The organism is Bradyrhizobium elkanii USDA 76, from assembly GCF_023278185.1.
Taxonomy (GTDB): Bacteria; Pseudomonadota; Alphaproteobacteria; order Rhizobiales; family Xanthobacteraceae; genus Bradyrhizobium; species Bradyrhizobium elkanii.
In genome coordinates this window covers 5,497,010-5,522,600 of sequence record NZ_CP066356.1, presented here as the reverse complement: position 1 = coordinate 5,522,600, position 25,591 = coordinate 5,497,010, and the positions used below count along the sequence as shown (strand labels likewise).

The window sequence follows — 25,591 nt, the reverse complement described above, 5'->3', positions numbered from 1 at the left end:
TTCAGGCCGCGACCGGCTTCGGCTCCGCCACCGATTTCGGCTGCGGCCGCGCGATCGCCAGCGCGGTCAGCGCGGCAAAGATGCACAGCGCGCCGGCAATGAAGAACGCCGGCAGGTAGCTTTGATAGATCGTGCGCGACAATCCGGCGCCGAACGCGGCGGCGCCTGCGCCGAGCTGGTGGCCGGCGAAGATCCATCCGAACACCAGATTGGCGCGCTCGGCGCCGAAGCGCTGCGCGGTGAGGCGCACCGTCGGCGGCACCGTCGCGATCCAGTCGAGGCCGTAGAACATCGCGAACAGCGACAGCCCGTAGAACGTGAAGTCGGAGAACGGCAGGAACAGCAGCGACAGGCCGCGCAGGCCGTAATACCAGAATAGCAGATAGCGGTTGTCGTAGCGGTCCGACAGCCAGCCCGAGACGATGGTGCCGAAGAAATCGAAGATCCCCATCGCGGCGAGCAGGCTTGCCGCCTGCACCTGCGGGATGCCGTAGTCGAGGCACATCGGGATCAAATGAACCTGGACCAGGCCGTTGGTCGAGGCGCCGCAGACGAAGAAGGTCGCGAACAGGATCCAGAACACCGACGATTTCGCGGAGTCGCGCAGCGTGCCGAGCGCTGCGGCCACGATCGGCGCATTGGCCGGCGGCGGCGCGGGAAGCGGCGCGGTGCCCTCATCGCCGAACGGACGCAGGCCGACGTCGCTCGGCCGGTCGCGCATCACCATCAGCACGGCAAAGGCGGCAACGGCGAGCATGACGCAGACCAGCCCAAGCGCGACACGCCAGCCGTAGCGCTCGGTCAGCGTCGCGAGCAGGGGCAGGAAGGCGAGCTGTCCCGTCGCGACGCTCGCGGTGAGGATACCGACCACGAGGCCGCGTCGCGCCACGAACCAGCGCGCCGCGATGGTCGCGCCGAGCACCAGCGCGGTCATCCCGGTGCCGATTCCGATCACGACACCCCACAGCAGGATGAGCTGCCAGACCTGGGTCATGGCGAGCGAGGCCAATAGTCCGGAGACCACGATCAGCTGCGCCGCCAGCGTCACGTTGCGCAGGCCGTAGCGGTTCATCAGCGCGGCGGCGAACGGCGCCATCAGCCCGAACAGGATGAAGCGGATCGACAGCGCGGAGGAAATCTCGGCGGTGGACCAGCCGAACTCCTTCTGCAGCGGCACGATGAACACGCCGGGCGCGCCGACGGTGCCGGCCGAGATCAGCGCGGCAAGGAAAGTCACGGCCACCATCACCCAGCCGTAATGGATGTTGCGGCGGGCGAGGGTGGAAGCAAGCCAGTTCGAGATCATTGTGTTCCAGATCGATTGCGGTGAAAGCTTTGCGTGATGCGCAATATGGCACGGGGGAGCCATGTCTAAAATGCCATAGTTCCCTCGTTTTAGGACTCTGTACAACCTCATCCTGAGGAGCCCGCAGAGCGGGCGTCTCGAAGGATGCAGGCCGGGAACCGGGCCTCATGGTTCGAGACGTGCTTCGCACTCCTCACTATGAGGGCAGGCGGTGGATCAGTGAGCGACCCGTTCGACGGCGATCGCGGTGGCTTCGCCGCCGCCGATGCACAGCGCGGCAACGCCGCGCTTCAGGTTCTGCGCCTCCAGCGCGTGCAGCAGCGTCACGATCAGCCGCGCGCCGGTGGCGCCGATCGGATGGCCGAGCGCGCAAGCGCCGCCGTTGATGTTCAGCCTGTCCCTGGGAATGCCGAGGTCGCGCTGCGCCGCCATCGCGACCACCGCGAACGCCTCGTTGATCTCGAACAGGTCGACATCGCCGACGCTCCAGCCGACCTTGTCGAGCAGTTTTCTGATCGCCGGGATCGGCGCTGTCGTGAACCACTGCGGCTCCTGGCTGTGGGTGGCGTGGCCCTTGATCTCGGCCAGAACAGGCAGTCCATCGCGATCGGCGAGCGAGCGCCGGCTGAGGATCAGCGCTGCGGCGCCGTCGGCATTGGCCGAGGAGGCGGCCGGCGTGATGGTGCCGCCCGCTCGGAACGCGGGCTTTAGGCCGGGGATTTTTGCCGGATCGACCTTCAGCGGGTGCTCGTCATTGGCGACGATGCGCGGGCCGGCCTTCTCGGCGAGTGTGATCGGTGCGATCTCGGCCTTGAAGGCGCCGCCCTCGACCGCCTTGCGGGCACGGCTCAGCGTCTCCATCGCAAACGCGTCCTGGTCGGCGCGGGTGAACTGATAGGCCTCCGCGGTCGCCTCGCCGAAATCCCCCATCGAGCGGCCGGTCTCGTAGGCGTCCTCGAGCCCGTCCATCATCATGTGATCGATGATGCGGTCGTGGCCGGCGCGATAGCCGCCGCGCGCCTTCTGCAGGAGATACGGCGCGTTGCTCATGCTCTCCATGCCGCCGGACAGCACGATCTCCGCCGAGCCGGCCTTGATGATGTCGTGGGCGAGCATGGTCGCCTTCATGCCGGAGCCGCAGACCTTGTTGACGGTGGTGGCGCCGGTGGCATCCGGCAGTCTGGCGCCGCGGGCGGCCTGGCGGGCAGGGGCTTGGCCCTGGCCGGCGGGCAGCACGTTGCCCATGAACACCTCGTCGATGCGCTCGGGCGCGAGTCTTGCGCGCTCCAGCGCCGCGCCGATCACATGCGAGCCGAGCTTGTGCGCCGGCAGCGGCGCGAGCTCGCCCATGAAGCGGCCGAGCGGGGTGCGGGCGGCGGAGAGGATAACGATGGGATCGGTGCTGGTTGCCATGGCAGGAGTCCCTTCAATGCCGGGGATTTGATTGAATTATTGTCATCATATGATGCAATGCAAAAAATGCAACTGCGGCCCTCATGACAAAATGTCGTGTTCGCATGAGTTGGGATGGGATGCTCCACAATTACCAGTGTCGTCCTGGCGAAAGCCAGGACCCATAACCACCGCCTTCAGTGACGAACCGGATCGTGGCCCCAGCGCCGCGCAACAATTGAGATTTGGGGCAATGGGTCCTGGCTTTCGCCAGGACGACGATGAGGATGCGAGTCTCCACCGGTGTCGTCCCTGCGAAAGCACTGCGACCTGACCTAATCCGACCGCCAGGCGCCGAGCAGAAATCGTCGCTTCGGCGCGGAGCCCGCTTGTTTTTGCACGTCCGGCAGGTCGACGGCATGGCGTTTCATCAGCAGCCGGATTGCGATCGCGATGACCACAAAGGGCGCCAGGTAGATCGCGAAAACTTCGAAGGCGTTCATGTCGTCCTCCGCTGCTTCGGAACAGGCATGCTAGCACGATTACCTCGCGCGCGGGCGCCTAAAACTGTAGCGGCGCCGCTGAGTTGGCGTTGACCGGATTCCCGAACGCCGATCAATTCAAGGTTGCGGAGTACGGGTCTGTTTACCGATCCGGCGCTAGGGCTGGCGGATTGTGCAATGGAAAGTCCCGCCGCAATGTCCGTGATCGCCGTCGAGCAGCCGTCCGCCCGCATTCCGCTCTCCGTCAAGATCGGCTTCAGCGCCTTCATGGCCGTCCTGGTGCCGGTGTACACCTACTGCTACGGGCCGACCAACTTTCTGTATTTCTGCGACGTCTGCCTGATCCTCACCATGATCGGGGTCTGGACCGAGAGCGCGCTGCTGATTTCGATGTGCGCCGTCGGACTCCTTGTGCCGCAAACCTTTTGGGTGATCGACTTTCTCGCCCATGTCGCCGGCTACTCGCTCACCGGAATGACCGACTACATGTTCGACCAGAACCTGTCGCTGTTCCTGCGGTTCCTGTCGGGCTTCCACGGCTGGCTGCCGTTCCTGCTGCTGTTCCTGGTCTGGCGGCTCGGCTATGACCAGCGCGCGCTGATCGCCTGGAGCGTGCTGGCATGGGCGCTGCTGCTGATCTGCTACTTTGTGATGCCGGGACCGCGGCCGGACCCGGGCATGACTCCGGTCAACGTCAACTACGTCTTCGGCACCAGCGACAGGGCGGCGCAAGGCTTCGTGCCGCCGCTGGTGTGGCTGGCCGGCCTGATGATCGGCCTGCCGCTGCTCGCTTTCATACCCACCCATTTCATGCTGCGGCGCGCCGTGCGGCCGATGTAGGCCTGCGACTCGCGAGGATACGCCGTCCCGTCGCTGCGGATACCATCGTGCATGGCCGCATGCGGCGGCTTCGATTGACACCAATCGCCTCGGCGCTACGCTGCCGGAACAGGGCGTTTTCCCAAGCGACTCAAGACAGATTCAAAGCGCCGCAAGCACGACCAAGAACCAAGACCCAGAAGAACAAGGAAAAAGGGCAGGACACGCCGTGACACGCGTCATCGCGTCTTGAGCGGGACCACGCGGACCTCCGCGCTCGCGCCATTTCGCATCCGCAGCTATCGCTTTCAATGGCCGTCCGATCTGCTCACCTCCTGGGCGTTCGAGGTCGAGACGCTGGTGCTCGGCTGGTACATCATGGTCGAGACCGGCTCGGTGCTGCTGCTGACCGTGCTGGCGTCGCTGCAATATGTCGGCACGCTGGTCGCGCCGGTCGTCGGCATGATCGGCGACCGCATGGGGCACCGCGATCTCCTCGCCGTGATGCGCTTTGCCTATACGGCGCTCGCCGGCACCATCATGACGCTGGCGCTGACCGGGCATCTCGCCCCGCTGAACGTCATGATCATCGTCGCGATCATGGGCGTGATCCGCCCGTCGGATCTCGGCGTGCGCGGGGCGCTGCTCGCCGACATCATGCCGCCGGAGCAACTGGTCGGCGCCATCAGCCTGGCGCGCACCACGCAGGACTCGGCGCGTATCGCAGGAGCCCTGACCGGGGCCGGATTGTTCGCGGCGCTCGGCATCGGCTACGTCTATGTCGGGATCGCCGGCTTCTATTTCGTCGCCGCCATCCTGATGCTCTGCATGAGCCGCCCGAAGTCGCATGGCACGACCGATCTCGCGGCCGACGCGCCGGGTTCAAAGCTGCTGCGCGACCTCAAGGAGGGCATCGTCTATGCCTGGAGCGGTCCGGGCATGCGCGCCGCGCTGTGCGTTGCGTTCCTCGCCAACCTCACCGCGTTTCCGCTCACCAACGGTCTGTTGCCCTATGTCGCGCGCGACATCTTCCATGCCGACCAGACCGGGCTCGGCTATCTCTCGGCAAGCTTTGCGGTGGGCTCGCTGATCGGCTCGATCACGCTCAGCATGGCCGGCGGGGTACGCATCGCGCGGCTCCTGATCGGCGCGACGCTCGCCTGGTACGCCATGCTCCTGGTGTTCGTCGAGCTCCGGACCATGCCGGTCGCGATGGCCTGCCTGCTGCTCGCCGGCATCGCGCAGAGCATGTCGATGATCTCGGCCGCCGTGATGCTGATGCGCAATGCCAGCGCGCATCTGCGCGGTCGCGTCATGGGCGTGCGCATGATGGTGATCTACGGCCTGCCGCTCGGGCTGCTCGCCGCCGGCAGCCTGATCGACCTGATCGGCTACACCGCGACCGGCACGCTGCTCGCCGCCGCCGGCTTCATCACCATGCTGGCGATCGCGCTGCACTGGCGCGCCGACCTTTGGCCGACCCACGCCCCGGCGAACGCGCGGTGAGGGGCGCGGCGCGATGCCGCGCCGCGGTCGCCGATGCGCCAAAAGGACGCGACAGCGCGGGCAAGCTGTCGTAGATCATTTTCCACGCTCCCATTCCAGCGCCAAGACCTTTCATACTTTAGTACCGTTATGCTCCGTCTTTTGACCCGCCTTGGACTGCGCTTCGACGACATCGTCGAGGAGCGCCGATTTGTCGACCAGTACGTGCGGGGCAATATCGGCTGGACGCAGGTCGCGATGCTGCTCGGCGCCTTCACCTATGCCGGATATGCGTTCTGGGATTGGGTGCTCTATCCCGAGGTCGTGGCGACCACGCTGGCAATCCGCGGCGGGGTCGCCGTGCTGGTCCTGCTGCCGCTCACTGCCTTGCTCGCGCTGCCCGCGATGAAGCCGTGGGCCGAGACGATCTTCCTCGTCTATTGCGTCATTCCAGGCTGCGTGCTGCCGAGCGTCTACCTCGTGCTGCCCTCGGGATTCACCTATGCGGCGCCGGGCATGATCATGGTGATCCTGTTCGTCTCGACCATGCTGCCGCTGCGGATCGGGCCGCTGGCGGTGTTCTGTCTCACGACATGGATTGCGCTGTGCACCGCTGAATCGCTCGGGCCTGCGTTGCCGCCGGGCTTGCGCTTCATCAATCATTCGCTCGTCATCAACGCCTATGCGCTGTCGCTCTACGCCGTCGCCGCCCGCGAGTTCCGCGCGCGCCAGCAGTTCCGGACGGCGCAGGCGCTGAAGCAGGAAAAGGAGCGCTCGGAAGCCTCGTTGCGCGATTTGCACGCGACGCAATCGCACCTCGTGCAGGCCGAGAAGCTGGCCTCGCTCGGGCAGCTCGTCGCCGGTGTCGCACACGAGGTCAGCACGCCGCTTGGTCTCGCGCTGACCACGTCAACCACCATGGAGGCGGACCTTCGCGCGATGAGCGAGGCGCTCAACGGCACCGCCGTCCGCCGCTCCGACCTGACGCGGGGCATTGCACGGATCGGGAACGGCCTTCGACTGACCTCGGAAAACCTGCATCGGGCATCCGAGATGGTGCACAGCTTCAAGCAGGTCGCCATCCATCACGCCGACGAGGAGCGTCACACGTTCGAGCTCGGCGGCTGGCTCTCTGATCTGATCTCAAAGCTCGGGCCGCTGCTGTCCCGTCAGGGATTGGTCGTCGAAGTCACGTGCCCGCAAGGCATCATCCTCAACAGCTATCCCGGCGCGCTGGCGCAGGTGATCAGCAACCTGGCGTTCAACGCGGCGGCGCACGCCTATCCCGACGGCGGCGGCGGACGCTTCACCATGACGGTGACGCAGCCGGATCAGGCGCTTGCCCGGATCGCCTGCGCCGACCAGGGTGTCGGCATCCGCGAGGATTTGCAGGCCCGCGTGTTCGATCCGTTCTTCACCACCGGGCGGGAGCGGGGCAATATCGGCCTCGGTTTGCACATCGCCTTCAACACCGTGGTGTCGTCGTTGAGCGGCCGGATCGCGCTGGAGAGCGAGCCGGGCCGCGGCACGCTGGTGTTGATCGAGATCCCCGTCTCGAGCTGAGCGGGCCGCTACCGCTTTCGATCCAGGAATCCCTGCAGCAGCCGCTGCGGCTCGCCGGTCTGGAACGATTTTCCGAACACGCCGACGCTGAGGTTCACCGACTCGGTCAGCGGCAGCTCTTCCCATTGCCGCAGCAGGTCCTTCTGGATCCGCAGCGCCTCGGGGCCGCATTCCAGCAGCGCCTTGACGGTGTGCTCGACGGCGTCGTCAAGGCCGCCGGGCTTTGCCACGGTGTCGACCAGGCCCCAGGCGAGCGCGGTTTGGGCGTCGATGTTCTCCGCGGTCATCATCAGCCAGCGGGCGCGGCCCCAGCCGATCAGGCGCGGCAGCAGCGCGGCGTGGATCACCGAGGGGATGCCGACGCGCACCTCGGGCATGCCGAACATCGCGTCATGCGCGGCGACGCGGACGTCGCAGGCGGCCGCCACCTCGAGGCCGCCGCCGAGGCACCAGCCGGGCAAGCGGGCGATCACCGGCGCCGGGAATTTGCGCACCGCCTCGCAGAGGTCGCGCAGCCGGCTGATGAATGCTTCAGCGGATTTTTGGTCGAGCGTCGCCATTTCCTTGATGTCGGCGCCGCCGATCATGCTGCGCTCGCTTTCGCCGGCGAGGATCACGACGCGGATGTCGCGGTCGGCGGCCAGGTGCTCAAAGCCTTCGCGCACGCCGTTGGTGACGGCTGAACTCACAATGTTCAGCTTGCCGGCGTTGCAGATCGTGAGGCGGAAGACGCCTCTGGAGTCGCGGTCGATGCCGCAGTGGGGATTGAGCATGTCCATGGAAAAAGTCCCGGCGCAGGAATGGATGCGCCATGTCCCGGACAAAGCGTGGCTCTGTCAAGGGACCGGCGCGGCGGTTGCGCCGAGGGATGCGGATCTATAGAATTATGTTCATCATATAAATGGAGCCGTCATGACCGCTGCCGAAAGCATCGACCTTCATTCGCCCGATCTAACGCGCACCCGCGTGGTGGAATGGCAGGCGCCGGGACCGGTGGCCAAGGCGGCGGCGCCGATGTCCGGGATCGAGGCGATGCGCGCGATCCGCGACGGCCGGTTGCCGCCGCCGCCGATGGCCAAACTGATCGGCTTCCGCATGGCGGTGGTCGAGGAGGGCCGCATCGTAATGGAACTCGAGCCGCATGAGAGCCTCGAGAACACCATCGGCCTGATGCACGGCGCGACCGCCGCGGCGCTGCTCGATACCTCGATGGGCTGCGCGATCTCGACCATGCTGCCGGCGGGGCAGACCTCGGTCACGCTCGATCTCAAGCTGACCTATCTGCGGCCGCTGTCGGCACGTTCGGGCACCATCAGCGCCGAAGGCAAGGTGATCAAGCTCGGCCGCCAGACCAGCTACACCGAGGGCTTCGTCCGCGACGGCAGGGGCAATCTTGCGGTGCACGCGACCGCGACATTCTCGATGCTCGGCGGGGAACCCAAAATGGCTGGCAAGGCGAAATAACTGCAGCATTCCGGCCGCAAATCTGCTATTATATGATTAGAAACATTCCATGAGACTGGCATGCGCTACTCGAAAGAACACAAGCAGGAGACCCACGCGCGGATCGTCAAGAAGGCCGCGACGCGGCTGCGCGAGCGGGGCGCCCACGGCATCGGCGTCGCCGACCTGATGAAGGACGCCGGCCTGACCCATGGCGGCTTCTACGCGCATTTCGATTCGCGCGAGGCGCTGGTGATCGAGGCCTTCAGCTACGCGATGGACCGCGCCATCGAGCGCTGGCGCAAGGTCGCCGCGGACACGCCGCCGGAGAAGCGGCTTTCAACCATCATCGACGGCTATCTTTCGGCGGTGCACCGCGACGATCCCGGCCAGGGCTGCGCGATCCCGGCGCTCGGCGCCGAGATCGCCCGCGAGAGCCCGAAGACCCGCAAGGCGTTCGCCCTCAAGCTCGACCAGATGATCGACATGATGGCCGACCAGATCCTCGACGTGCCGCGCAAGGCCGCCCGCAAGCAGGCGACGGCGACGCTGGCGACCATGATGGGCACCATCGTGATGTCGCGCATCGCCGGCAGCGGCGAAATGTCCGACGAGATCCTGTCGGCGGGCCGCGAGGCGGTGCTGGGCGCGCCGCGGCGGCCAAGGCGCCGGCGAAGAAGAAGGTGAATTAGCGCTTTAAGCGCCAACTGGCGCAGCGCGCCTGATACTCGATCCGTCACCCTGAGGAGCGCGCATCGCGCGCGTCTCGAAGGGTGGACGGCCACGAGCCGGGCCGTGCATTCTTCGAGACGCGCTACGCGCTCCTCAGGATGACGGGAATAAGCGGGTGTCCAGCTCACACCCCGCTGAACAGAGCGCGCTCGGCTTCCACGGTCTCGTAGATGTAATCCGCCACCGCGCGGATGCGGGCGAGGTCCTTGCTGTCGGCGTGCATCAAGAGCCAGAAGGTGCGGGAGATCCGCACCTCGTCCGGCAGCACCGGCTGCAATTCGGGGTGGGCGGTCGCCATGAAGTGCGGCAGCACTGCGATGCCGAAACCGGCGATGGTGGCGTTGAGCTGCGCGATCAGATTGGCGCTGCGGAATTTCGCGGAGATCTTTGGCGAGACCTGCGGCAGGTAGTCGAGCTCCGGCGTGAACAAAAGCTCCTCGATGTAGCCGACGAAGCGGTGCCGCGGCAGGTCGGCGCGCGCAATAATTGCCGGCGCCTGGGCGAGATAGGCGGGTGCGGCATAAAGCCCGAGTGTGTAGTCCAGGAGCTTGCGGCCGACGATGCGGCCTTCCTTCGGCATGGTCAGGCTGATCGCGATGTCGGCCTCGCGCTTGGAGAGCGAGAACAGCCGCGCGGTGGCGACGAGTTGCAGATCGAGATCGGGATACCGTTCGGCGAACTTGACCAGCCGCGAGGCCAGAAAGTGGCTGCCGAAGCCGTCGGGCGCGCCGATCCGCACCGTGCCGGTGAGATGGGCGCGCGAGCCGCCGACCGCCTCCTGGTTGGCGACGATGGTGGATTCCATCGCCTCCGCGCTGTCGGCGACGCGCTGGCCGGCCTCGGTCAGCAGATAGCCGGTCTTGCGGCGATCAAACAGTTTTGCGGAAAGGTGGCGCTCCAGCCGGTCGACACGGCGGATCACTGTGGCATGATCGACGCCGAGCTGCTTGGCGGCAGCCGAAACCGACCCGCCGCGCACGATGGCAAGCACGAAACGGAAGTCGTCCCAGTCGATTGTGCCGCCGCCTTGATCCAGCATTTCCGCACATCTATGGTGCAATTTATCGGACTTGAATCCCATAAAATGCAGGGTCAATAGGGTTTGTAAAGCGATCACGCCGCGAGGAGCGGCGATTCAGGTGCTTCAGGGAGGTTTTTCCATGCGCTCAATCGGACATTTCATCGGTGGCAAGGAGGTCAAGGGCACGTCGGGCCGCACGGCTGACGTCTTCGAGCCGATGACCGGCGAGGTCCAGGCCAAGGTGGCGCTGGCCTCCAAGGTCGAGCTCCGCGCCGCGGTCGAGAACGCCAAGGCCGCGCAGCCGGAATGGGCCGCCACCAACCCGCAGCGCCGCGCCCGCGTCATGATGCGGTTCCTCGAGCTGGTGCAGCGCGACTACGACAAGCTCGCCGAGCTGCTGGCGCGCGAGCACGGCAAGACCGTTCCCGACGCCAAGGGCGACATCCAGCGCGGCCTTGAGGTCGCCGAGTTTGCCTGCGGCATTCCGCATCTGATGAAGGGCGAGTACACCGAGGGCGCCGGCCCCGGCATCGACATCTATTCGATGCGCCAGCCGCTCGGCGTGGTCGCCGGCATCACGCCGTTCAACTTCCCGGCGATGATCCCGATGTGGAAGTTCGCGCCGGCGATCGCCTGCGGCAACGCCTTCATCCTGAAGCCGTCGGAGCGCGATCCCGGCGTGCCGATGGCGCTCGCCGAGCTGATGATCGAGGCGGGCCTGCCGGCCGGCATCCTCAACGTCGTCAACGGCGACAAGGAGGCGGTCGACGCCATCCTCGACGATCCCGATATCAAGGCGATCGGCTTCGTCGGCTCGACCCCGATCGCGCAGTATATCTACGAGCGCGCCGCGCAGACCGGCAAGCGCTGCCAGTGCTTCGGCGGCGCCAAGAACCACGCCATCGTGATGCCGGATGCCGACATGGACCAGACCGTCGATGCGCTGATCGGCGCCGGCTACGGCTCCGCCGGCGAGCGCTGCATGGCGGTGTCGGTCGCGGTGCCGGTCGGCAAGACCACCGCCGACCGCCTGATGGAGAAGCTGATCCCGCGCGTCGAGTCGCTCAAGATCGGCACCTCGGTCGATCCGTCGGCCGACTACGGCCCGCTGGTGACCCGCGAGGCGGTCGAGAAGGTCAAGAGCTACATCGACATCGGCATCAAGGAAGGCGCGACGCTCGCGGTCGACGGCCGCGGCTTCAAGATGCAGGGCTACGAGAAGGGCTTCTATCTCGGCGGTTCGCTGTTCGACAACGTCACCAAGGACATGCGGATCTACAAGGAAGAGATCTTCGGCCCGGTGCTCTCGGTGGTGCGCGCCCACGATTATCACGAGGCGCTGGCGCTGCCGTCCGACCATGACTACGGCAACGGTGTCGCGATCTTCACCCGCGACGGCGACGCCGCGCGCGACTTCGCCGCCAAGGTCAATGTCGGCATGGTCGGCATCAACGTGCCGATCCCGGTGCCGATCGCCTATTACACCTTCGGCGGCTGGAAGAAGTCCGGCTTCGGCGACCTCAACCAGCACGGTCCGGACTCGGTCCGCTTCTACACCAAGACCAAGACGGTGACCTCGCGTTGGCCGTCCGGCGTCAAGGAAGGCGCGGAGTTCTCGATCCCGACGATGAAGTAAACTCGTCCCGAGAGGCGAAGCATGCAGTTCGCTCTCAACGAGGACCAGATCGCGGTTCGCGACATGGCGCGGGCGTTTGCGGCGGAGAAGATCGCGCCGCACGCGCTCGAATGGGACGAGACAAAGCACTTTCCGGTGGACGTGATGCGCGAGGCCGCAGGCCTCGGCATCGGCGGCATCTATATCAGGGACGATGTCGGCGGCTCGGCGATGACGCGGTTCGACGCCGCGCTGATCTTCGAGGCGCTGGCGACGGGGTGCCCGACCACGTCGGCCTTCATCTCGATCCACAACATGGCGTCCTGGATGATCGATGCCTACGGCAACGACACCCAGCGCCAGACATGGCTCCCGAAGCTCTGCACCATGGAGCTGATCGCCAGCTACTGCCTGACCGAGCCGGGCGCCGGCTCCGACGCCGCTGCGCTGCGCACCCGCGCGGCGCGCGACGGCGATCATTACGTGCTCAACGGCCAGAAGCAGTTCATCTCCGGCGCCGGCAGCACCGACCTGCTGGTCGCGATGGTGCGCACCGGCGGCGAGGGTCCCGGCGGCGTCTCGACGCTGGTCGTCGACGGCAACACGCCTGGCGTGTCGTTCGGCAATAACGAGCGCAAGATGGGCTGGAATGCGCAGCCGACCCGCGCTGTCATGTTCGAGAACGCGCGCGTGCCGGTCGCGAACCGGCTCGGCGAGGAGGGCATCGGCTTCAAGATCGCGATGGCCGGGCTCGACGGCGGCCGTCTCAACATCGCGGCGTGCTCGCTCGGCGGCGCGCAGGCGGCGCTCGACAAGGCGCTGGCCTACATGAAGGACCGCAAGGCGTTCGGCAAGCGCCTCGACGAATTCCAGGCGCTGCAGTTCAAGATCGCCGACATGGCGACCGAACTGGAAGCCGCGCGCACCTTCCTGTGGCGCGCGGCCGCGGCGCTCGACCGCAAGGATCCGGACGCTTCCATGCTGTGCGCGATGGCCAAGCGGTTCGGCACCGACGTCGGCTTCGAGGTCGCCAACCAGGCGCTGCAACTGCATGGCGGCTACGGCTACCTCAGCGAATACGGCGTCGAGAAGATCGTGCGCGATCTGCGCGTGCACCAGATCCTCGAAGGCACCAATGAAATCATGCGGCTGATCGTGTCGCGCAAGTTGATCGAGGGCGCGCGATGAATGATGCGGCAGCGGCCGAGGGCGATCTGATCGCGCGCAAGGAAGGTTCTGCCGGCATCATCCGGCTGAACCGGCCGAAGGCGATCAATGCCGTCACGCTGGAGATGTTCCACGACATCGACAGGGCGCTCGACGTGTTCGAGGCCGATGGCGATGTCGCTGTCGTCGTGCTGGAAGGCGCCGGCGACCGCGGCCTGTGCGCCGGCGGCGATATCCGCGCGCTCTGGGAAAGCTCCAAGGTCAAGGGCGATCTCGGCAAGATCCTGTGGCGCGACGAATACATCCTCAACGCGCGGATCAAGAAATTCCCAAAACCCTATGTCGCCTTCATGGACGGCATCGTGATGGGCGGCGGCGTCGGGCTGTCTGCGCATAGCCGCCACCGCGTGGTGACGGAGCGGACGAAACTCGCGATGCCTGAGGTCGGGCTCGGCTTCTTCCCCGATGTCGGCGGCACCTATCTGCTGTCGCGTTCGCCCGGCGAGATAGGCACCTATTTTGGGCTGACCGGCACCACGATGAACGGTCCCGATGCGATCTACGCCAAATTCGCCGACGCCGTGGTGCCGAGCGCAAAGCTGCCGGCGCTGCGCGAGGCGCTGACCAAGGTTGCGCCGGGCACGGGTTCGGCCGAGATCGACCGGCTGATCGGAGGCTTTGCCACCGGCGAGAAATCCGGCCCTGTCGCCGCGATGCAGGCGAAAATCGACGGCTGGTTCGCGCGCGGCCGGATGGAGGACGTCGTCGCCGCGCTGACGGCCGACGGATCCGACATGGCACGGGACACGCTGAAGACGCTCGGCGAGAAGTCGCCGCGCGGCATGGTGGTGACGCTGAAACTGCTGCGGCTGGCGCGCGCGACCGCGACGCTGGAGGAGTGCCTGGTGCGCGAATATCGCGCCGCGCTCGAAGTGTTCGCGAGCGAGGATTTCCGCGAGGGCGTGCGCGCCGCCGTGATCGACAAGGATCGCAATCCGACATGGTCGCCGGCCCGGATCGAACAGGTGACGCCGGAGATGCTCGCGCCTTACTTCGCCGAGATCGGCGCCGACGAATTGAAATTTCCAGACAGCAAATAGAAACGTCGCAAGCGGAGGACTTCCCATGACAAACGTCGCATTCATTGGGCTCGGCAATATGGGCGGGCCGATGGCGGCCAATCTGGTCAAGGCCGGCCACAAGGTGACCGCGTTCGATCTGGTCGCAGCATCCCGCGATCAGGCCAAGAGCGACGGTGCCGCGATCGCCGAGAGCGGCGTCGGCGCGGTGAAGGGCGCCGATGTCGTCATCACCATGCTGCCGGCCGGCAAGCATGTGCTCGGCGTCTGGAACGAGGTGCTTCCGGCGATGGCCAAGGGCGCGCTGATCATCGACTGCTCGACCATCGACGTCGAAAGCGCCAAGCAGGCGCATGCGCTGGCCGCCAAGCACGGCATGGCCTCGGTCGATGCGCCGGTCTCCGGCGGCACCGGCGGCGCAAAGGGCGCGACGCTGACCTTCATGTGCGGCGGCGAGCCGAAGGCATTCGCGGCGGCCCAGCCGATGCTCGCCAACATGGGCAAGAAGATCGTGCATTGTGGCGCCGGCGGTGCAGGGCAGGCAGCCAAGATCTGCAACAACATGATCCTCGGTATTTCCATGATCGCGGTCGGCGAGGCTTTCGTGCTCGCCGAAAAGCTCGGCCTGTCACACCAGGCGCTGTTCGACGTCGCCTCGACCTCGTCGGGACAGTGCTGGTCGCTGACCACCTATTGCCCGGTTCCTGGCCCGGTGCCGACCTCGCCGGCCAACAACGACTACAAGCCGGGCTTTGCTTCCAACCTGATGGTCAAGGACCTGACCTTGGCGCAAGACGCCGCCAATGCCGCCGGCGCGGTCACGCCGCTCGGCAAGCACGCGCAGGAGATCTATAAGACCTTCGACGCGTCGGGCCACGGCGGGGTCGACTTTTCCGGAATTATCCAGCACGTTAGGGCTCTTGCCCCGAAGTAAATCGCCGTCATCCTGAGGTGAGCGGAGCGAGCCTCGAAGGATGGAAAGACGGTGTCTGTGGCCATCCTTCGAGACGCCGCGCTTCGCGCGGCTCCTCAGGATGACGTCAGAATACGTGGTGAAGCCGGATGACCACATTTCAGGACGCACGCGCCTTTCTGCTGAAACACCGCACCGACTACGATGCCGCGGTGAAGGGATTTCGCTGGCCGGATCCAGTGCCGTTCAACTGGGCGCTCGACTGGTTCGATGCCGAACTGGCTGATAATGCCGACAGCCGCGACCGGCCGGCGCTGTGGATCGTCGATGCCGCCAGCGGCAACGAGACCAAGCTTTCCTTCGCCGAGTTGTCGCGCCGCTCAAACCAGGTTGCGAACTTCCTGCGCGCGCAGGGGCTGAAGCGCGGCGATCATCTGTTGTTGCTGCTCGGCAATGTCGTGCCGCTGTGGGAGACCATGCTGGCCGCGATGAAGCTCGACGTCGTCGTGATCCCCGCGACCACGCTCTTGACCGCGGATGAATTGCGCGACCGGCTCGACCGCGGCAAGGCGAGGGCGGTGGTTGCCACGCAGGATCAGGTTGCGAAGTTCGCAGGCCTCGGCAGCGACAAGCTCGCCCGCATCGTGGTCGGCGCGACGCAGGCGCAGGACGGCTGGCTGTCGTTTGAGGATGCAGCCAAGCAGTCCGACGCATTCACGCCTGATGGCCCCACCAAGGCCGATGACCCGATGCTGCTCTATTTCACCTCGGGCACCACGGCAAAGCCGAAGCTGGTGCGGCACAGCCAGCGCAGCTACCCGGTCGGCCATCTCTCGACCATGTACTGGATCGGCCTGCAGCCCGGCGACATCCATCTCAACATCTCGTCGCCCGGCTGGGCCAAGCATGCCTGGAGCTGCTTCTTCGCGCCGTGGAATGCCGGCGCAACGATCTTTATCGCGAACCAGCCGCGCTTCGAGGCGAAAGGACTGCTCTCGATCATCGGCCGCTGCGGCGTCACCACGCTGTGCGCGCCGCCGACGGTGTGGCGGATGTTCATCCAGGAGGACCTCGCGAGCTTCAAGGTCTCGCTGCGCGAAGTCTGCGGCGCCGGCGAACCGCTTAATCCTGAGATCATCGACCAGGTCAAATCGGCCTGGGGGCTGACCATCCGCGACGGCTACGGCCAGACCGAAACCACCGCGCTGGCCGGCAACTCGCCGGGGCAGAAGGTCAAGGTCGGCTCGATGGGCCGGCCGCTGCCGGGCTATCGCGTCCAGGTCACCGACAATGACGGCCACGCCGCGAAGGAGGGCGAGGTGACCTTGCTGCTCGGCGACGATCGGCCGGCGGGCCTGATGCAGGGCTATCAGGGCGACGACGGCAAGCTCATCGGCACCGACGGCGAGATCTATCGCAGCGGCGACGTCGTGTTCACCGACGACGAGGGCTATCTCACCTTCGTCGGCCGCACCGACGACGTGTTCAAATCCTCCGACTACCGCATCTCGCCGTTCGAGCTGGAAAGCGTGCTGCTGGAGCATGACGCGGTGGCGGAAGCCGCCGTGGTGCCGAGCCCGGATCCGATCCGGCTCGCGGTTCCCAAGGCCTATGTACTGCTGGTATCAGGCGTCGAACGAACGCCGGAGACCGCGCTGTCGATCTTCAAACATTTGCACACGCGGCTCGCACCGTTTAAACGCATCCGCAAGCTCGAACTGGTCACCGAACTGCCGAAGACGATTTCTGGAAAAATCCGTCGCGTGCAGTTGCGCCGGCTCGAACATGACGATGTCAGAAGCGATGCGTTGCGCGGGGTCGAGTTCCGCGAGGAAGAATTTCCGGAGCTGCAGAAGGTGCGGACCTCCGGTTAGCAGAGGTTAGCCAATGAACGAAGTCTGGAAGAAGCCGCCGGTGTCGCTGGAAACCTACCAGGGCATGGTCGGCAAGGAGATCGGCGTGTCCTCGTGGCACCTGCTCGATCAGGGCCGCATCGACACCTATGCCGACGTGATCGAGGATCACCAGTTCATCCATGTCGATCCCGAGCGCGCCAGGAAGGAGACCGCCTTCGGCACCACGATCGCCCATGGCTTCCTCACGATGTCGCTGATGTCGATCATGTCCTACGAGGTGATGCCGGTGCTCGAGGGCACCGCGATGGGCGTCAATTACGGCTTCGACAAGCTGCGCTTCATCTCGCCGGTGCGCTCCGGAAAACGCGTTCGCGGCCGCTTTGTGCTGGCCGAAGCCACGCTGCGCAAGCCGAAGGAGTTGTTGTCGCGCACCAACGTCACGGTCGAGATCGAAGGCGAGGAAAAGCCCGCGCTGGTCGCCGACTGGCTCGGCCTGATCTATTTCAGCTGAGGGTCACAAGACGCGGTTGTGTTGCAACCGCGAAGGGGTGTGCCACCTCTCCCGCAAGCCAAGCGGGGGAGGTGAAGCGAGCCGTCCGATCGGTTTTTTATGCGGTGCGCTGCTCCGGCCTATGTAGCGCATTGACGGCTGTGTTCCCTGGTGTCCATGATGCCCGCTTTAGGCGGTGCGGTCCCGGGAGTGGCAGCCATGGTGCAAAACATCGTCGCCGGAATTGTCGTAGTCGCTTTGATTGTGATCGGTGCGATTAGCTACGCTCAAGAGCATCACGAGTGCTGGAGCGGGCATCTGCTCAAGAGCCTGAAACCCTGCGGGTCGATGACCCCTTCGGTCTAGCGCGCCCGGTGGCCGTGCCTCGCTGCCCCGGCCGGGCTTGACCCGGCCATCCATCGCTGCTCAAAAGTCCCCAACCTTTTCATGCCGCTCGAGCATGTACCCTCTCCCCTTGTGGGAGGGGGCGAAATCGAGCGGAGCGAGATGAAGCCGGGTGAGGGGTCTCTCTCCGCGTGCTCATCCGTGGAGGGAACCCCTCATCCGGCGCGCTCGCGCGCGCCACCTTCTCCCACAAGGGGAGCAGGGAAGTCAGAGCAGGAATGACAAGCATGGCAATCAGGTTTGACGGACGCGTCGCTATCGTCACCGGCGCGGGCAATGGTCTCGGACGGGCGCATGCGCTGGGACTCGCCAGCCGCGGCGCCAAGGTCGTGGTCAACGATTTCGGCGGCGCGCGCGACGGCACCGGCGGCTCGCTGTCGCCGGCCGAGACCGTGGTCGAGGAGATCCGGAAAGCCGGCGGCACCGCGATGGCCGACGGTGCCGACGTCTCGAATTTCGAGCAGGTCACCGCGATGGTCGAGCGCGCCACCAAGGAGTGGGGCAGCGTCGATCTGTTGTGCGCCAATGCCGGCATCCTGCGCGACAAGTCGTTCGCCAAGCTCGAGGTCGCCGACTGGGCCAAGGTGCTCGACGTGCATCTCACCGGCAGCTTCTACTGCTGCAAGGCGGTGTGGGCCGGCATGCGCGAGCGCAATTACGGCCGCATCGTGCTGACCACCTCGTCGTCCGGCCTGTTCGGCAATTTCGGCCAGGCCAATTACGGCGCGGCGAAGGCCGGTATGGTCGGCCTGATGAACGTGCTCGCCGAAGAGGGCCGCAAGAACAACATCAAGGTCAACACCATCTCGCCGACGGCTGCGACCCGCATGACCGAGGAACTGCTGCCGCCGCAGGCGCTGGCGCTGATGAAGCCGGAAGCGATCACGCCCGCGGTCGAATTCCTGCTGTCAGAGGACGCACCGACCCGCACCATCATGGGCGCCGGCGCCGGCTCGTTTGCCGTGATCCGCGTGCTGGAGACCGAAGGCGTCAACCTACCGCAGTCCGAATGGACGCCGGACGGCGTCGCCGCGCACTTCAATGCGATCAGCGACATGTCGACCGCGAAGGCGCTGCAGGGCGCGTTCGAGCAGACGCAGAAGTATGTCGCCCAGGCCGCTGCGCGGGCCGGGATCAAGCTCTGAGTATGACCGTCGCCGTCATCGGAGCCGGACCTGCCGGCCTGATGGCGGCGGAGGTGCTCGCGCAAGGTGGCGCACAGGTCACCGTCTACGACGCGATGCCGTCGGCCGGCCGCAAGTTCCTGATGGCCGGCCGTGGCGGGCTCAATCTCACCCACTCCGAGCCGCTGCCGGATTTCCTCGCGCGCTATCGCGAGGCGGTGCTGCGTCTGAAGGCTGCGGTCGAGGCATTTCCACCCGACGCGTTGCGCGCCTGGAGCGACGTGCTGGGGCAGCCGACTTTTGTCGGCAGCAGCGGCCGGGTGTTTCCAAAAGCGTTCAAGGCATCGCCATTGCTGCGCGCCTGGCTACGGCGGCTCGATGCCGCGGGCGTCGCGTTCGCACTCCGGCATCGCTGGGTTGGATGGGACGCGCGGGGGGGACTGCTGTTCGAGACGCAGGACGGCCAGCGCACAGTCAATGCCGATGCGACCGTGCTGGCACTCGGCGGCGCGAGCTGGCCCCGGCTCGGCTCCGACGGCGCCTGGGCGGATATCCTTGCCGCGAAGGGCATTGCGGTGACGCCGATCAAGCCAGCCAATTCCGGCTTCACGGTTGCGTGGTCGAATATCTTCCGCGACCGGTTCGAGGGCCAGCCGCTCAAGGGCGTCGACCTCACGATCGGTTCGCATACGATGCGCGGCGAGGCCATCGTCACCCGCTCCGGCATCGAAGGCGGCGCGATCTACGCATTGTCGGCGGAATTGCGCGAGGCGGTGCTCGCCAACGGCACGGCTATGCTCAGCGTGGCGTTGCGGCCCGATGTTGCGGGCGACGAACTGGTCGCGCGGCTGTCGGCGCCGAAGGGCAAGCAATCCTTTTCCAATTTCCTGCGCAAGGCCGCGCAGCTCTCACCGGTCGGCATCGGTTTGTTGCAGGAGGCGGCAGTCGCCTCCGGCCGGTCGCTGGCCGCGCTGCCGCCGGCCGAATTGGCCGAACTGATCAATGCGGTGCCGATCAAGGTGTCAGGCGTGGCGCCGATCGCACGCGCGATCTCGAGCGCCGGCGGGATCAGGTTCGACGAACTCGACGCGCATTTCATGCTGCGGCGGCTGCCCGGCGTCTTCGCGGCCGGCGAGATGCTCGATTGGGAAGCGCCGACCGGCGGCTATCTGTTGCAGGCGTCGTTTGCAACGGGCGTCGCCGCCGGGAAGGGTGTGTTGAATTGGCTTAATTCGCAGGATGGGTAGAGCGAAGCGAAACCCATCATGTCTCCTCGCGGAAACAAGTTGATGGGTTTCGCTGCGCTCTACCCATCCTGCGCGATGCCACTCACTCCGATCCCGTCTTCGTGGCGATGTCCGTGATCAGGCCGAGCACACCGAACGTCGCGGCCACTGCGCATACCGCGGTCCAGCCACCAAAGCTCCACGCCGCGGATGCCGCTGCCGCGCCGACCGCGCCGCCGATGAAGAACAGCGCCACGAACAGGCCGTTGATCCGGCCGCGCGCCTCGGGGCGCAGCAGGTTGACGGCGCGGCGGCCGAGCGTCTGGTCGGTGGTGATGCCGAGATCGAGCAGGATGGTGCCGAGGCTCAGCACGACCAGCGCCCCGATTCGGGATTCGATCACGCCGGCCCAAGCGCATAGCGCGAGCGATGCCGATATCAGCAGGTGCGAGCCGATCAGCATCGGCCGCGCCAGGCCGCGGTCGCCCCAGCGGCCGGCCAGCGGTGTCGCGACAGCGCCGGCGACGCCGATCAGTGCGAACAGCGCGATGCCCCCGGCGTCGAGCTGGAACGGCGCATCCGGCAGGCGCAGCGCCACGGCGGCCCAGAACGCGGTGAACGAGGCCATCACCAGCGCCGCGGTCCAGGACCGAACGCGCAGCACCGGCTCCTCGCGCAGCAGTTTTGGGAACGAACGCAGCAACGCGCCGTAGCTGACCTTCGCCGCCGGCTGCAGCGTCGGCAGCGTGCGCGCCAGTGCTGCGGCGAGCACCGTCATCAGCACCGCCGAGGTGACATAGTAGCCGCGCCAGTTCCAGCTGTCCGCGATCAGGCTCGCCATCGGCCGCGACAGCAGGATGCCGATCATCAGGCCGCTCATCACATCGCCGATCGCCTGTCCCCGGCGCTCCGGCGGCACCATCGATGCCACCAGCGGTACCACCATCTGGATCGCGGCGCACGACGCGCCGAGGACGAAGGTGGCGGCGAGCAGGATCAGCGGCGTCGGCGCCATCGCGGTGCCGATCGCCGCGACGATGGCGCAGGCCAGCGTCCGCAGGATCAGCCGCTTGTTCTCGACGAGGTCGACCAGCGGCACCAGCAGCAGCAGTCCGAGCGCGTAGCCGAGCAGGGTCAGCGTCGAGATCAGGCCGGCTTGCAGCGCGGTCATGCCGAGCGAGCGGCCCATCAGACCGACGAGGATTTGTGGCGCAAAGAGATTGGTGACGACGGTGCCGGTCGTGATGGCGCCGATCCAGATCAGGGGACGCACGGCGACGGTGCGCGCCGGGGAGAGTTTGGTGGCTTCGGAGATGGTCATGGGGCCTCGCGATGGAGTGGCGAGGCCCCCTTTAGGGGATCGGCATAATATGCTACAATTCAAATAAGATGATGAAGAATATGCGAGAATGTTTATGAACACCCATGACCTCGTCGCGTTCGTCGCCGTGGTGGAGACCGGATCGATCGTCGCGGCCTCGGCGCGGCTGAACCTGACCCAGCCCGGCGTGACGCGGCGGATCCAGAATCTCGAGGAGATGCTCGGCGCGCAGCTGCTCGACCGGCTCTCCAAGCCGCTGAAGCCGACTGCGGCCGGAATCGAGGCCTATGAGCAGGGCCGCCGGCTGCTGCGCATGCTCGACGACCTCAAGTCAGGCGTCGCCAATGACGGCGCGGTGCGCGGCGAGTTCAGGCTCGGCCTGACGCCGTTTCTGTCGGAGGCGGGGCTGACCGGTCCGCTCGACGCGGTGCGCGGCGAATTTCCGGCGCTGGCGGTGCGCGTCGTCTCGGGCTGGTCGCCCAACCACATGGAGCGGGTCAGCCGCAACGAGCTCGACGCGGCGGCGATCTGCCTTCCTGACGGCACCGCACCGCCCGACGATCTCGAGGCCTCCGATCTCGGCGCGCAGCCGGTGGTGTTCGTCGTCGCGCGCGACATGAAGACGCCGAAGTCAGTCGACCTCGAATGGCTGTCGCGGACCGGATGGGTGATCAACCAGGACGGCTGCGGCTTCCGCCAGACGTTGAAGCGCCATTTCGATGCGGCGCATCTGCCGTTCAACATCGCCGTCGAGGCGCTCGACAGCGAGCTGCGCCTGTCGCTGGTGGCGCGCGGGCTCGGCATCGGCCTCGTGACGCCGGTTGCGCTGAAGCGGAGCCCGATCCGCAGCCGGCTCAAGGCCGTGAAGATCGCGGATTTCAATCCCGCGGTGCGTGCCTGGATCGTGCATCGCCCGCCGGCCGGCCGCCTGGCGCGGCCGATCGAGGTGTTTCGCGCGGCGCTGGACCGCGAGCTGCAGGCGCTGATGCATGGGTAGCGAGGCTCCTGTGCTTCGCGACCTTTAGCCCGCCGCCGCCCTTCGAGGCTCGCTCCGCTCGCACCTCGGGGTGACGGCTCAGAGAGAGCGTGATCGGGCAGTCGAGAGAGCGTCATCCCCACGCAAAGGCTTCGCCTTTGTCGCTGGAGGTGCGAGCCGAGCGGCGCAATTGCGCTGCTCGGGGAGCCTCGAAGGATGCGCGGGCGCTAGCGCAGCTTGCCCCGCGCCGTCACCGGCAACGCACCGATGATCTCGTCGCCGCGCACCATCACGACCTCGTCCATCATGTTGACGACGACGCAGACATGATTGGGCACGACCCGCACCACGTCGCCGACATTGGGCCGCGTGTTGCTGCGGGACAGATCGAGAAAGCCGTGCTCCTCGGCGAAGCGCGCGATCCTGGCCTCGGGATGTTCGAGGATCAGGCCGTGGCCTTCGAGGCCGCCGGTGTCCGAGGTCAGCGTCTTGGAGCCGGCATCGAGGATGCCGCGCTCGGGGCCGGCGCGGCTGACGACGGTGGAATAGACGTGCAGCGCGCAATCGTCCCAGGTCGCGACGCCGGCCGCGACCTGCATGCGGTCGTTGTAGATGTAGGTGCCGAAGCGGTGCTCGGTGCCGCCCTTCAGCTTACCGAGGTTCTTCAGGTTCGGCGTGCCGCCGGTGGAGACGATTGTCGCATCGAGGCCGTAAGCGCGAACGCCGGCCAGCGCCTCGTCGTAGAATTTCTGCGCATCGGCCCAGCCGGTCTCGGTCGGGTACAGCATGAAGCCCGCGAAGGCGAGGCCCTTGGAGGCAGCGATCTCGCGCGCCAGCGCGATCGCCTCGGCCGGGGTCTCGACGCCGGCGCGCTTGCGGCCGGTGTCGCATTCGACCACAACCGTGAGCGGGCGGCCGGAGGCGGCTGCGGCCTTCGGCAGGTCGCCGACGACGACGGAATTGTCGGCGGCGACGGTGACGTTGGCCTTGCCTTGCAGCGCGCCGAGCCGCGCCATCTTCTCGTCACCGAGCAGATTGTAGCTGATCAGGATGTTGTCGATGCCGGCATCCGCCATGATCTCGGCCTCGCCGAGCTTCTGGCAGGTGACGCCTTTGGCGCCGGCCTTGATCTGCAGCTGCGCCAGCATCGGGTTCTTGTGCGTCTTGATGTGCGGACGGTTGGCGACGCCGGCCTCGTCGCAGGCCTTCTGGATGCGCGCGATGTTGCGCTCGACCCGGTCCATGTCGATCACGGCGCAGGGCGTGCCGTATTCCTTGGCGATCTTGGCGGCGAGGGGCGTGGTCATGGTCTGTCCTTCTTACCGATCCTACAAATTATGCCTGTTCGATCTCTTCGCGCAGCACTTCGAGCTCGAGCCAGCGGTCCTCGGCGGCGGCGAGCTCTTGCTGCGCCTTTGCGATCGCGGCCGAGGCAGCGTCGAATGTCTTGCGATCCTTTGTATAGAGATCGGGATCGTCGAGCAGCTTCTGCTGCTTGGCGATTTCGGCATGCAGCTTGTCGATGGTCTTCGGCAAGGTTTCCAGCGCGTGCTTCTCGTTGAAGCTCAGCCGGCGCCTCGGTGCTGCTTCGGGCGCCGCGGCCCTGGCTTCTGTCTTTTCTTCGGTCGGGGCTTCGGCCTTCACCGTCTCGCGCTTCACGTCGGCGCCGCGCTGCGCCAGCATGTCGGAGTAGCCGCCGGCATATTCGATCCAGCGTCCCTGGCCTTCGGGCACGATCACCGACGTCACCACGCGGTCGAGGAAGTCGCGGTCGTGGCTGATCAGGATCACCGTGCCCTCGTAGTCGCCGAGCATGTCCTCGAGCACGTCGAGGGTTTCGAGGTCGAGGTCGTTGGTCGGCTCGTCCAGGATCAAAAGGTTCGACGGCTTGGCGAGCGCGCGCGCCAGCATCAGGCGGCCGCGCTCGCCGCCGGAGAGCGCTTCCAGCGGCGTGCCGCGCTGCTCCTGCGCGAACAGGAAATCCTTCATGTAGCCGATCACGTGCTTCGACTTGTCGCCGACCATGACGTGATCGCCGCGGCCGCCGGTCAGCGCCTCGGCCAGCGTCAGCTTCGGGTCGAGGCTTTCGCGATGCTGGTCGAGGGTTGCCATCTCGATATTGGCCCCGAGCCGCACCGAACCGGAGTCGGGCGGATCGTTGCCGATCAGCAGATGCACCAGCGTGGTCTTGCCGGCGCCGTTGGGACCTACGATGCCGAGCCGGTCGCCGCGCTGGATCCGGGTCGAGAAGCCGTCGACGATCCTGCGCTCGCCATAGGCCTTGGTGATGTTCTTGGCCTCGATCACCAGGCGGCCGGATTTCTCGGCCTCGGCAGCGGCGAGCGTGGCATTGCCGGTGGCGCCGCGATAGTTGCGGCGCTGGTCGCGCAGCGCGAAGAGATTGCCGAGCCGCTTGACGTTGCGCTTGCGGCGGCCGGAGACGCCGTAGCGCAGCCAGTGCTCCTCGTTGACGATCTTGCGGTCGAGCTTGTGCTGCTCGCGCTCTTCCTCCGCCAGCACCTCGTCGCGCCACGCCTCGAAGGCGCCGAAGCCGCGCTCGATCTGCCGGATCTGGCCGCGGTCGAGCCAGGCGGTGGTGCGCGACAAATTGGTGAGGAAGCGGCGGTCGTGGCTGATCAGCACCAGCGCGCAGCGGCGGCTTTCCAATTCGCCCTCGAGCCATTCGATGGTCGGCAGGTCGAGATGGTTGGTCGGCTCGTCCAGCAGCAGGATATCGGGCGAGGGCGCCAGCACGCGGGCCAGCGCCGCGCGGCGCGCCTCACCGCCGGAGACATGCGCGGGATCTTCCTCGCCGCTGAGGCCGAGCTGCTGGAGCAGATAGCGCGCCTGGTAGTGGTCGTCGCCGGGGCCGAGCCCGGCCTCGACATAGGCCAGCGTCGTCTTGTGGTCGCCGAAATCCGGCTCCTGCGGCAGATAGCGGATGGTGGCGCCGGGCTGCACGAAGCGGCTGCCGGCATCGGGCTCGACCAGGCCGGCCGCGATGCGCAGCAGTGTCGACTTGCCGGAGCCGTTGCGGCCGATCAGGCAGACGCGTTCGCCCGCGGAGACCGACAGCTCGACGCCGGTGAGCAGCGGCGTGCCGCCGAAGGTCAGGCTGATGTCCTTGAGCTGGATGAGAGGAGGCGGAGCCATCG

At 66.4% G+C, this 25,591-nt stretch carries 23 protein-coding genes; 15 read left to right on the top strand and 8 right to left on the bottom strand.

Features of this window, described 5'->3' with window-relative positions:
* Position 1 precedes the first annotated feature (1 nt).
* From JEY66_RS26935 to JEY66_RS26925, 3 genes are all read right to left on the bottom strand, one after another.
* The gene (locus JEY66_RS26935) at positions 2-1,306 is read right to left on the bottom strand and encodes an MFS transporter (protein ID WP_018271152.1); all 1,305 of its coding nucleotides are present in this window, start codon (positions 1,304-1,306) and stop codon (positions 2-4) included.
* A gap of 216 nt (positions 1,307-1,522) precedes the next feature.
* Positions 1,523-2,719: an acetyl-CoA C-acyltransferase gene (locus tag JEY66_RS26930; RefSeq protein WP_018271153.1), complete on the bottom strand. Its 1,197-nt coding sequence runs from the start codon at positions 2,717-2,719 to the stop codon at positions 1,523-1,525.
* 314 nt (positions 2,720-3,033) lie between these two features.
* Entirely contained in the window at positions 3,034-3,201 is a 168-nt protein-coding gene (locus JEY66_RS26925; RefSeq protein ID WP_016846528.1) for a hypothetical protein, read from the bottom strand.
* 177 nt (positions 3,202-3,378) lie between these two features.
* On the opposite strand from JEY66_RS26925, the gene JEY66_RS26920 reads away from it, so the two are divergent.
* The 3 genes from JEY66_RS26920 to JEY66_RS26910 all read left to right on the top strand — a co-directional run bounded on the left by JEY66_RS26920 (position 3,379) and on the right by JEY66_RS26910 (position 7,068).
* On the top strand, positions 3,379-4,041 hold the full coding sequence (locus JEY66_RS26920; protein WP_129964978.1) for a hypothetical protein: 663 nt from the start codon (positions 3,379-3,381) through the stop codon (positions 4,039-4,041).
* A 228-nt stretch (positions 4,042-4,269) separates the two neighbouring features.
* The gene (locus JEY66_RS26915) at positions 4,270-5,526 is read left to right on the top strand and encodes an MFS transporter (RefSeq protein WP_018271155.1); all 1,257 of its coding nucleotides are present in this window, start codon (positions 4,270-4,272) and stop codon (positions 5,524-5,526) included.
* Positions 5,527-5,667: 141 nt separating this feature from the next.
* The gene (locus tag JEY66_RS26910; RefSeq protein ID WP_307724553.1) at positions 5,668-7,068 is read left to right on the top strand and encodes a sensor histidine kinase; all 1,401 of its coding nucleotides are present in this window, start codon (positions 5,668-5,670) and stop codon (positions 7,066-7,068) included.
* A gap of 8 nt (positions 7,069-7,076) precedes the next feature.
* On the opposite strand, the gene JEY66_RS26905 is transcribed toward JEY66_RS26910, so the two are convergent.
* A complete protein-coding gene (locus tag JEY66_RS26905) occupies positions 7,077-7,847 on the bottom strand; it encodes an enoyl-CoA hydratase (RefSeq protein WP_018271157.1) in 771 nt (256 codons plus the stop codon).
* Between the two features lie 133 nt (positions 7,848-7,980).
* Between JEY66_RS26905 and JEY66_RS26900 the strand changes: the two genes are divergently transcribed.
* Positions 7,981-8,532, top strand: coding sequence for a PaaI family thioesterase (locus tag JEY66_RS26900; protein WP_018271158.1), 552 nt, complete (start codon positions 7,981-7,983; stop codon positions 8,530-8,532).
* Positions 8,533-8,592: 60 nt separating this feature from the next.
* On the top strand, positions 8,593-9,198 hold the full coding sequence (locus tag JEY66_RS26895; protein ID WP_018271159.1) for a TetR/AcrR family transcriptional regulator: 606 nt from the start codon (positions 8,593-8,595) through the stop codon (positions 9,196-9,198).
* Positions 9,199-9,367: 169 nt separating this feature from the next.
* On the opposite strand, the gene JEY66_RS26890 is transcribed toward JEY66_RS26895, so the two are convergent.
* A complete protein-coding gene (locus tag JEY66_RS26890; RefSeq protein ID WP_018271160.1) occupies positions 9,368-10,282 on the bottom strand; it encodes a LysR family transcriptional regulator in 915 nt (304 codons plus the stop codon).
* 121 nt (positions 10,283-10,403) lie between these two features.
* Between JEY66_RS26890 and JEY66_RS26885 the strand changes: the two genes are divergently transcribed.
* The 9 genes from JEY66_RS26885 (at position 10,404) to JEY66_RS26845 (ending at position 20,160) form a co-directional block, all read left to right on the top strand.
* Entirely contained in the window at positions 10,404-11,900 is a 1,497-nt protein-coding gene (locus JEY66_RS26885) for a CoA-acylating methylmalonate-semialdehyde dehydrogenase (protein WP_018271161.1), read from the top strand.
* Positions 11,901-11,921: 21 nt separating this feature from the next.
* Positions 11,922-13,067, top strand: a complete 1,146-nt coding sequence (locus JEY66_RS26880; RefSeq protein WP_018271162.1) for an acyl-CoA dehydrogenase family protein — start codon at positions 11,922-11,924, stop codon at positions 13,065-13,067.
* Positions 13,064-14,146 (top strand): enoyl-CoA hydratase/isomerase family protein, encoded by a 1,083-nt coding sequence (locus tag JEY66_RS26875; protein ID WP_018271163.1) that lies wholly within the window; start codon positions 13,064-13,066, stop codon positions 14,144-14,146. Before JEY66_RS26880 ends, JEY66_RS26875 begins: the two co-directional genes overlap by 4 nt.
* Before the next feature lie 25 nt (positions 14,147-14,171).
* Positions 14,172-15,059 carry a 3-hydroxyisobutyrate dehydrogenase gene (gene mmsB, locus JEY66_RS26870; RefSeq protein ID WP_018271164.1) on the top strand — a complete coding sequence of 296 codons (888 nt, stop codon included), beginning with the start codon at positions 14,172-14,174 and terminating at the stop codon, positions 15,057-15,059.
* Positions 15,060-15,187: 128 nt separating this feature from the next.
* Entirely contained in the window at positions 15,188-16,912 is a 1,725-nt protein-coding gene (locus tag JEY66_RS26865; RefSeq protein WP_018271165.1) for an AMP-binding protein, read from the top strand.
* A gap of 13 nt (positions 16,913-16,925) precedes the next feature.
* Positions 16,926-17,405 carry a MaoC family dehydratase gene (locus tag JEY66_RS26860; RefSeq protein ID WP_016846543.1) on the top strand — a complete coding sequence of 160 codons (480 nt, stop codon included), beginning with the start codon at positions 16,926-16,928 and terminating at the stop codon, positions 17,403-17,405.
* Between the two features lie 198 nt (positions 17,406-17,603).
* A complete protein-coding gene (locus JEY66_RS26855) occupies positions 17,604-17,750 on the top strand; it encodes a hypothetical protein (RefSeq protein WP_225159189.1) in 147 nt (48 codons plus the stop codon).
* 266 nt (positions 17,751-18,016) lie between these two features.
* Complete coding sequence (locus JEY66_RS26850; RefSeq protein WP_026192649.1) at positions 18,017-18,934, top strand: SDR family NAD(P)-dependent oxidoreductase; 918 nt, start codon at positions 18,017-18,019, stop codon at positions 18,932-18,934.
* 2 nt (positions 18,935-18,936) lie between these two features.
* The gene (locus tag JEY66_RS26845) at positions 18,937-20,160 is read left to right on the top strand and encodes a TIGR03862 family flavoprotein (protein WP_018271166.1); all 1,224 of its coding nucleotides are present in this window, start codon (positions 18,937-18,939) and stop codon (positions 20,158-20,160) included.
* 82 nt (positions 20,161-20,242) lie between these two features.
* Here JEY66_RS26845 and JEY66_RS26840 read toward each other — a convergent pair whose 3' ends face one another.
* Complete coding sequence (locus JEY66_RS26840; RefSeq protein WP_018271167.1) at positions 20,243-21,460, bottom strand: MFS transporter; 1,218 nt, start codon at positions 21,458-21,460, stop codon at positions 20,243-20,245.
* Positions 21,461-21,554: 94 nt separating this feature from the next.
* Here JEY66_RS26840 and JEY66_RS26835 point away from each other — a divergent pair, with 94 nt between their 5' ends.
* The gene (locus JEY66_RS26835) at positions 21,555-22,457 is read left to right on the top strand and encodes a LysR family transcriptional regulator (protein ID WP_018271168.1); all 903 of its coding nucleotides are present in this window, start codon (positions 21,555-21,557) and stop codon (positions 22,455-22,457) included.
* 206 nt (positions 22,458-22,663) lie between these two features.
* Here JEY66_RS26835 and JEY66_RS26830 read toward each other — a convergent pair whose 3' ends face one another.
* Both JEY66_RS26830 and JEY66_RS26825 read right to left on the bottom strand, forming a co-directional pair.
* The gene (locus JEY66_RS26830) at positions 22,664-23,743 is read right to left on the bottom strand and encodes an alanine racemase (protein WP_018271169.1); all 1,080 of its coding nucleotides are present in this window, start codon (positions 23,741-23,743) and stop codon (positions 22,664-22,666) included.
* A 28-nt stretch (positions 23,744-23,771) separates the two neighbouring features.
* Positions 23,772-25,589 carry an ABC-F family ATP-binding cassette domain-containing protein gene (locus tag JEY66_RS26825; protein WP_018271170.1) on the bottom strand — a complete coding sequence of 606 codons (1,818 nt, stop codon included), beginning with the start codon at positions 25,587-25,589 and terminating at the stop codon, positions 23,772-23,774.
* Positions 25,590-25,591: the final 2 nt, after the last annotated feature.

Bases quoted from the DNA above. Each gene is read 5' to 3' on its own strand.
- JEY66_RS26825 (WP_018271170.1), bottom strand. From the start codon at position 25,589: ATGGCTCCGCCTCCTCTCATCCAGCTCAAGGACATCAGCCTGACCTTC.
- JEY66_RS26925 (WP_016846528.1), bottom strand. From the start codon at position 3,201: ATGAACGCCTTCGAAGTTTTCGCGATCTACCTGGCGCCCTTTGTGGTC.
- JEY66_RS26845 (WP_018271166.1), top strand. From the start codon at position 18,937: ATGACCGTCGCCGTCATCGGAGCCGGACCTGCCGGCCTGATGGCGGCG.
- JEY66_RS26890 (WP_018271160.1), bottom strand. From the start codon at position 10,282: ATGCTGGATCAAGGCGGCGGCACAATCGACTGGGACGACTTCCGTTTC.
- JEY66_RS26835 (WP_018271168.1), top strand. From the start codon at position 21,555: ATGAACACCCATGACCTCGTCGCGTTCGTCGCCGTGGTGGAGACCGGA.
- JEY66_RS26855 (WP_225159189.1), top strand. From the start codon at position 17,604: ATGGTGCAAAACATCGTCGCCGGAATTGTCGTAGTCGCTTTGATTGTG.
- JEY66_RS26920 (WP_129964978.1), top strand. From the start codon at position 3,379: ATGGAAAGTCCCGCCGCAATGTCCGTGATCGCCGTCGAGCAGCCGTCC.
- JEY66_RS26880 (WP_018271162.1), top strand. From the start codon at position 11,922: ATGCAGTTCGCTCTCAACGAGGACCAGATCGCGGTTCGCGACATGGCG.
- JEY66_RS26895 (WP_018271159.1), top strand. From the start codon at position 8,593: ATGCGCTACTCGAAAGAACACAAGCAGGAGACCCACGCGCGGATCGTC.
- mmsB (WP_018271164.1), top strand. From the start codon at position 14,172: ATGACAAACGTCGCATTCATTGGGCTCGGCAATATGGGCGGGCCGATG.
- JEY66_RS26930 (WP_018271153.1), bottom strand. From the start codon at position 2,719: ATGGCAACCAGCACCGATCCCATCGTTATCCTCTCCGCCGCCCGCACC.
- JEY66_RS26850 (WP_026192649.1), top strand. From the start codon at position 18,017: ATGGCAATCAGGTTTGACGGACGCGTCGCTATCGTCACCGGCGCGGGC.
- JEY66_RS26840 (WP_018271167.1), bottom strand. From the start codon at position 21,460: ATGACCATCTCCGAAGCCACCAAACTCTCCCCGGCGCGCACCGTCGCC.
- JEY66_RS26830 (WP_018271169.1), bottom strand. From the start codon at position 23,743: ATGACCACGCCCCTCGCCGCCAAGATCGCCAAGGAATACGGCACGCCC.
- JEY66_RS26900 (WP_018271158.1), top strand. From the start codon at position 7,981: ATGACCGCTGCCGAAAGCATCGACCTTCATTCGCCCGATCTAACGCGC.
- JEY66_RS26875 (WP_018271163.1), top strand. From the start codon at position 13,064: ATGAATGATGCGGCAGCGGCCGAGGGCGATCTGATCGCGCGCAAGGAA.
- JEY66_RS26935 (WP_018271152.1), bottom strand. From the start codon at position 1,306: ATGATCTCGAACTGGCTTGCTTCCACCCTCGCCCGCCGCAACATCCAT.
- JEY66_RS26860 (WP_016846543.1), top strand. From the start codon at position 16,926: ATGAACGAAGTCTGGAAGAAGCCGCCGGTGTCGCTGGAAACCTACCAG.
- JEY66_RS26865 (WP_018271165.1), top strand. From the start codon at position 15,188: ATGACCACATTTCAGGACGCACGCGCCTTTCTGCTGAAACACCGCACC.
- JEY66_RS26885 (WP_018271161.1), top strand. From the start codon at position 10,404: ATGCGCTCAATCGGACATTTCATCGGTGGCAAGGAGGTCAAGGGCACG.
- JEY66_RS26905 (WP_018271157.1), bottom strand. From the start codon at position 7,847: ATGGACATGCTCAATCCCCACTGCGGCATCGACCGCGACTCCAGAGGC.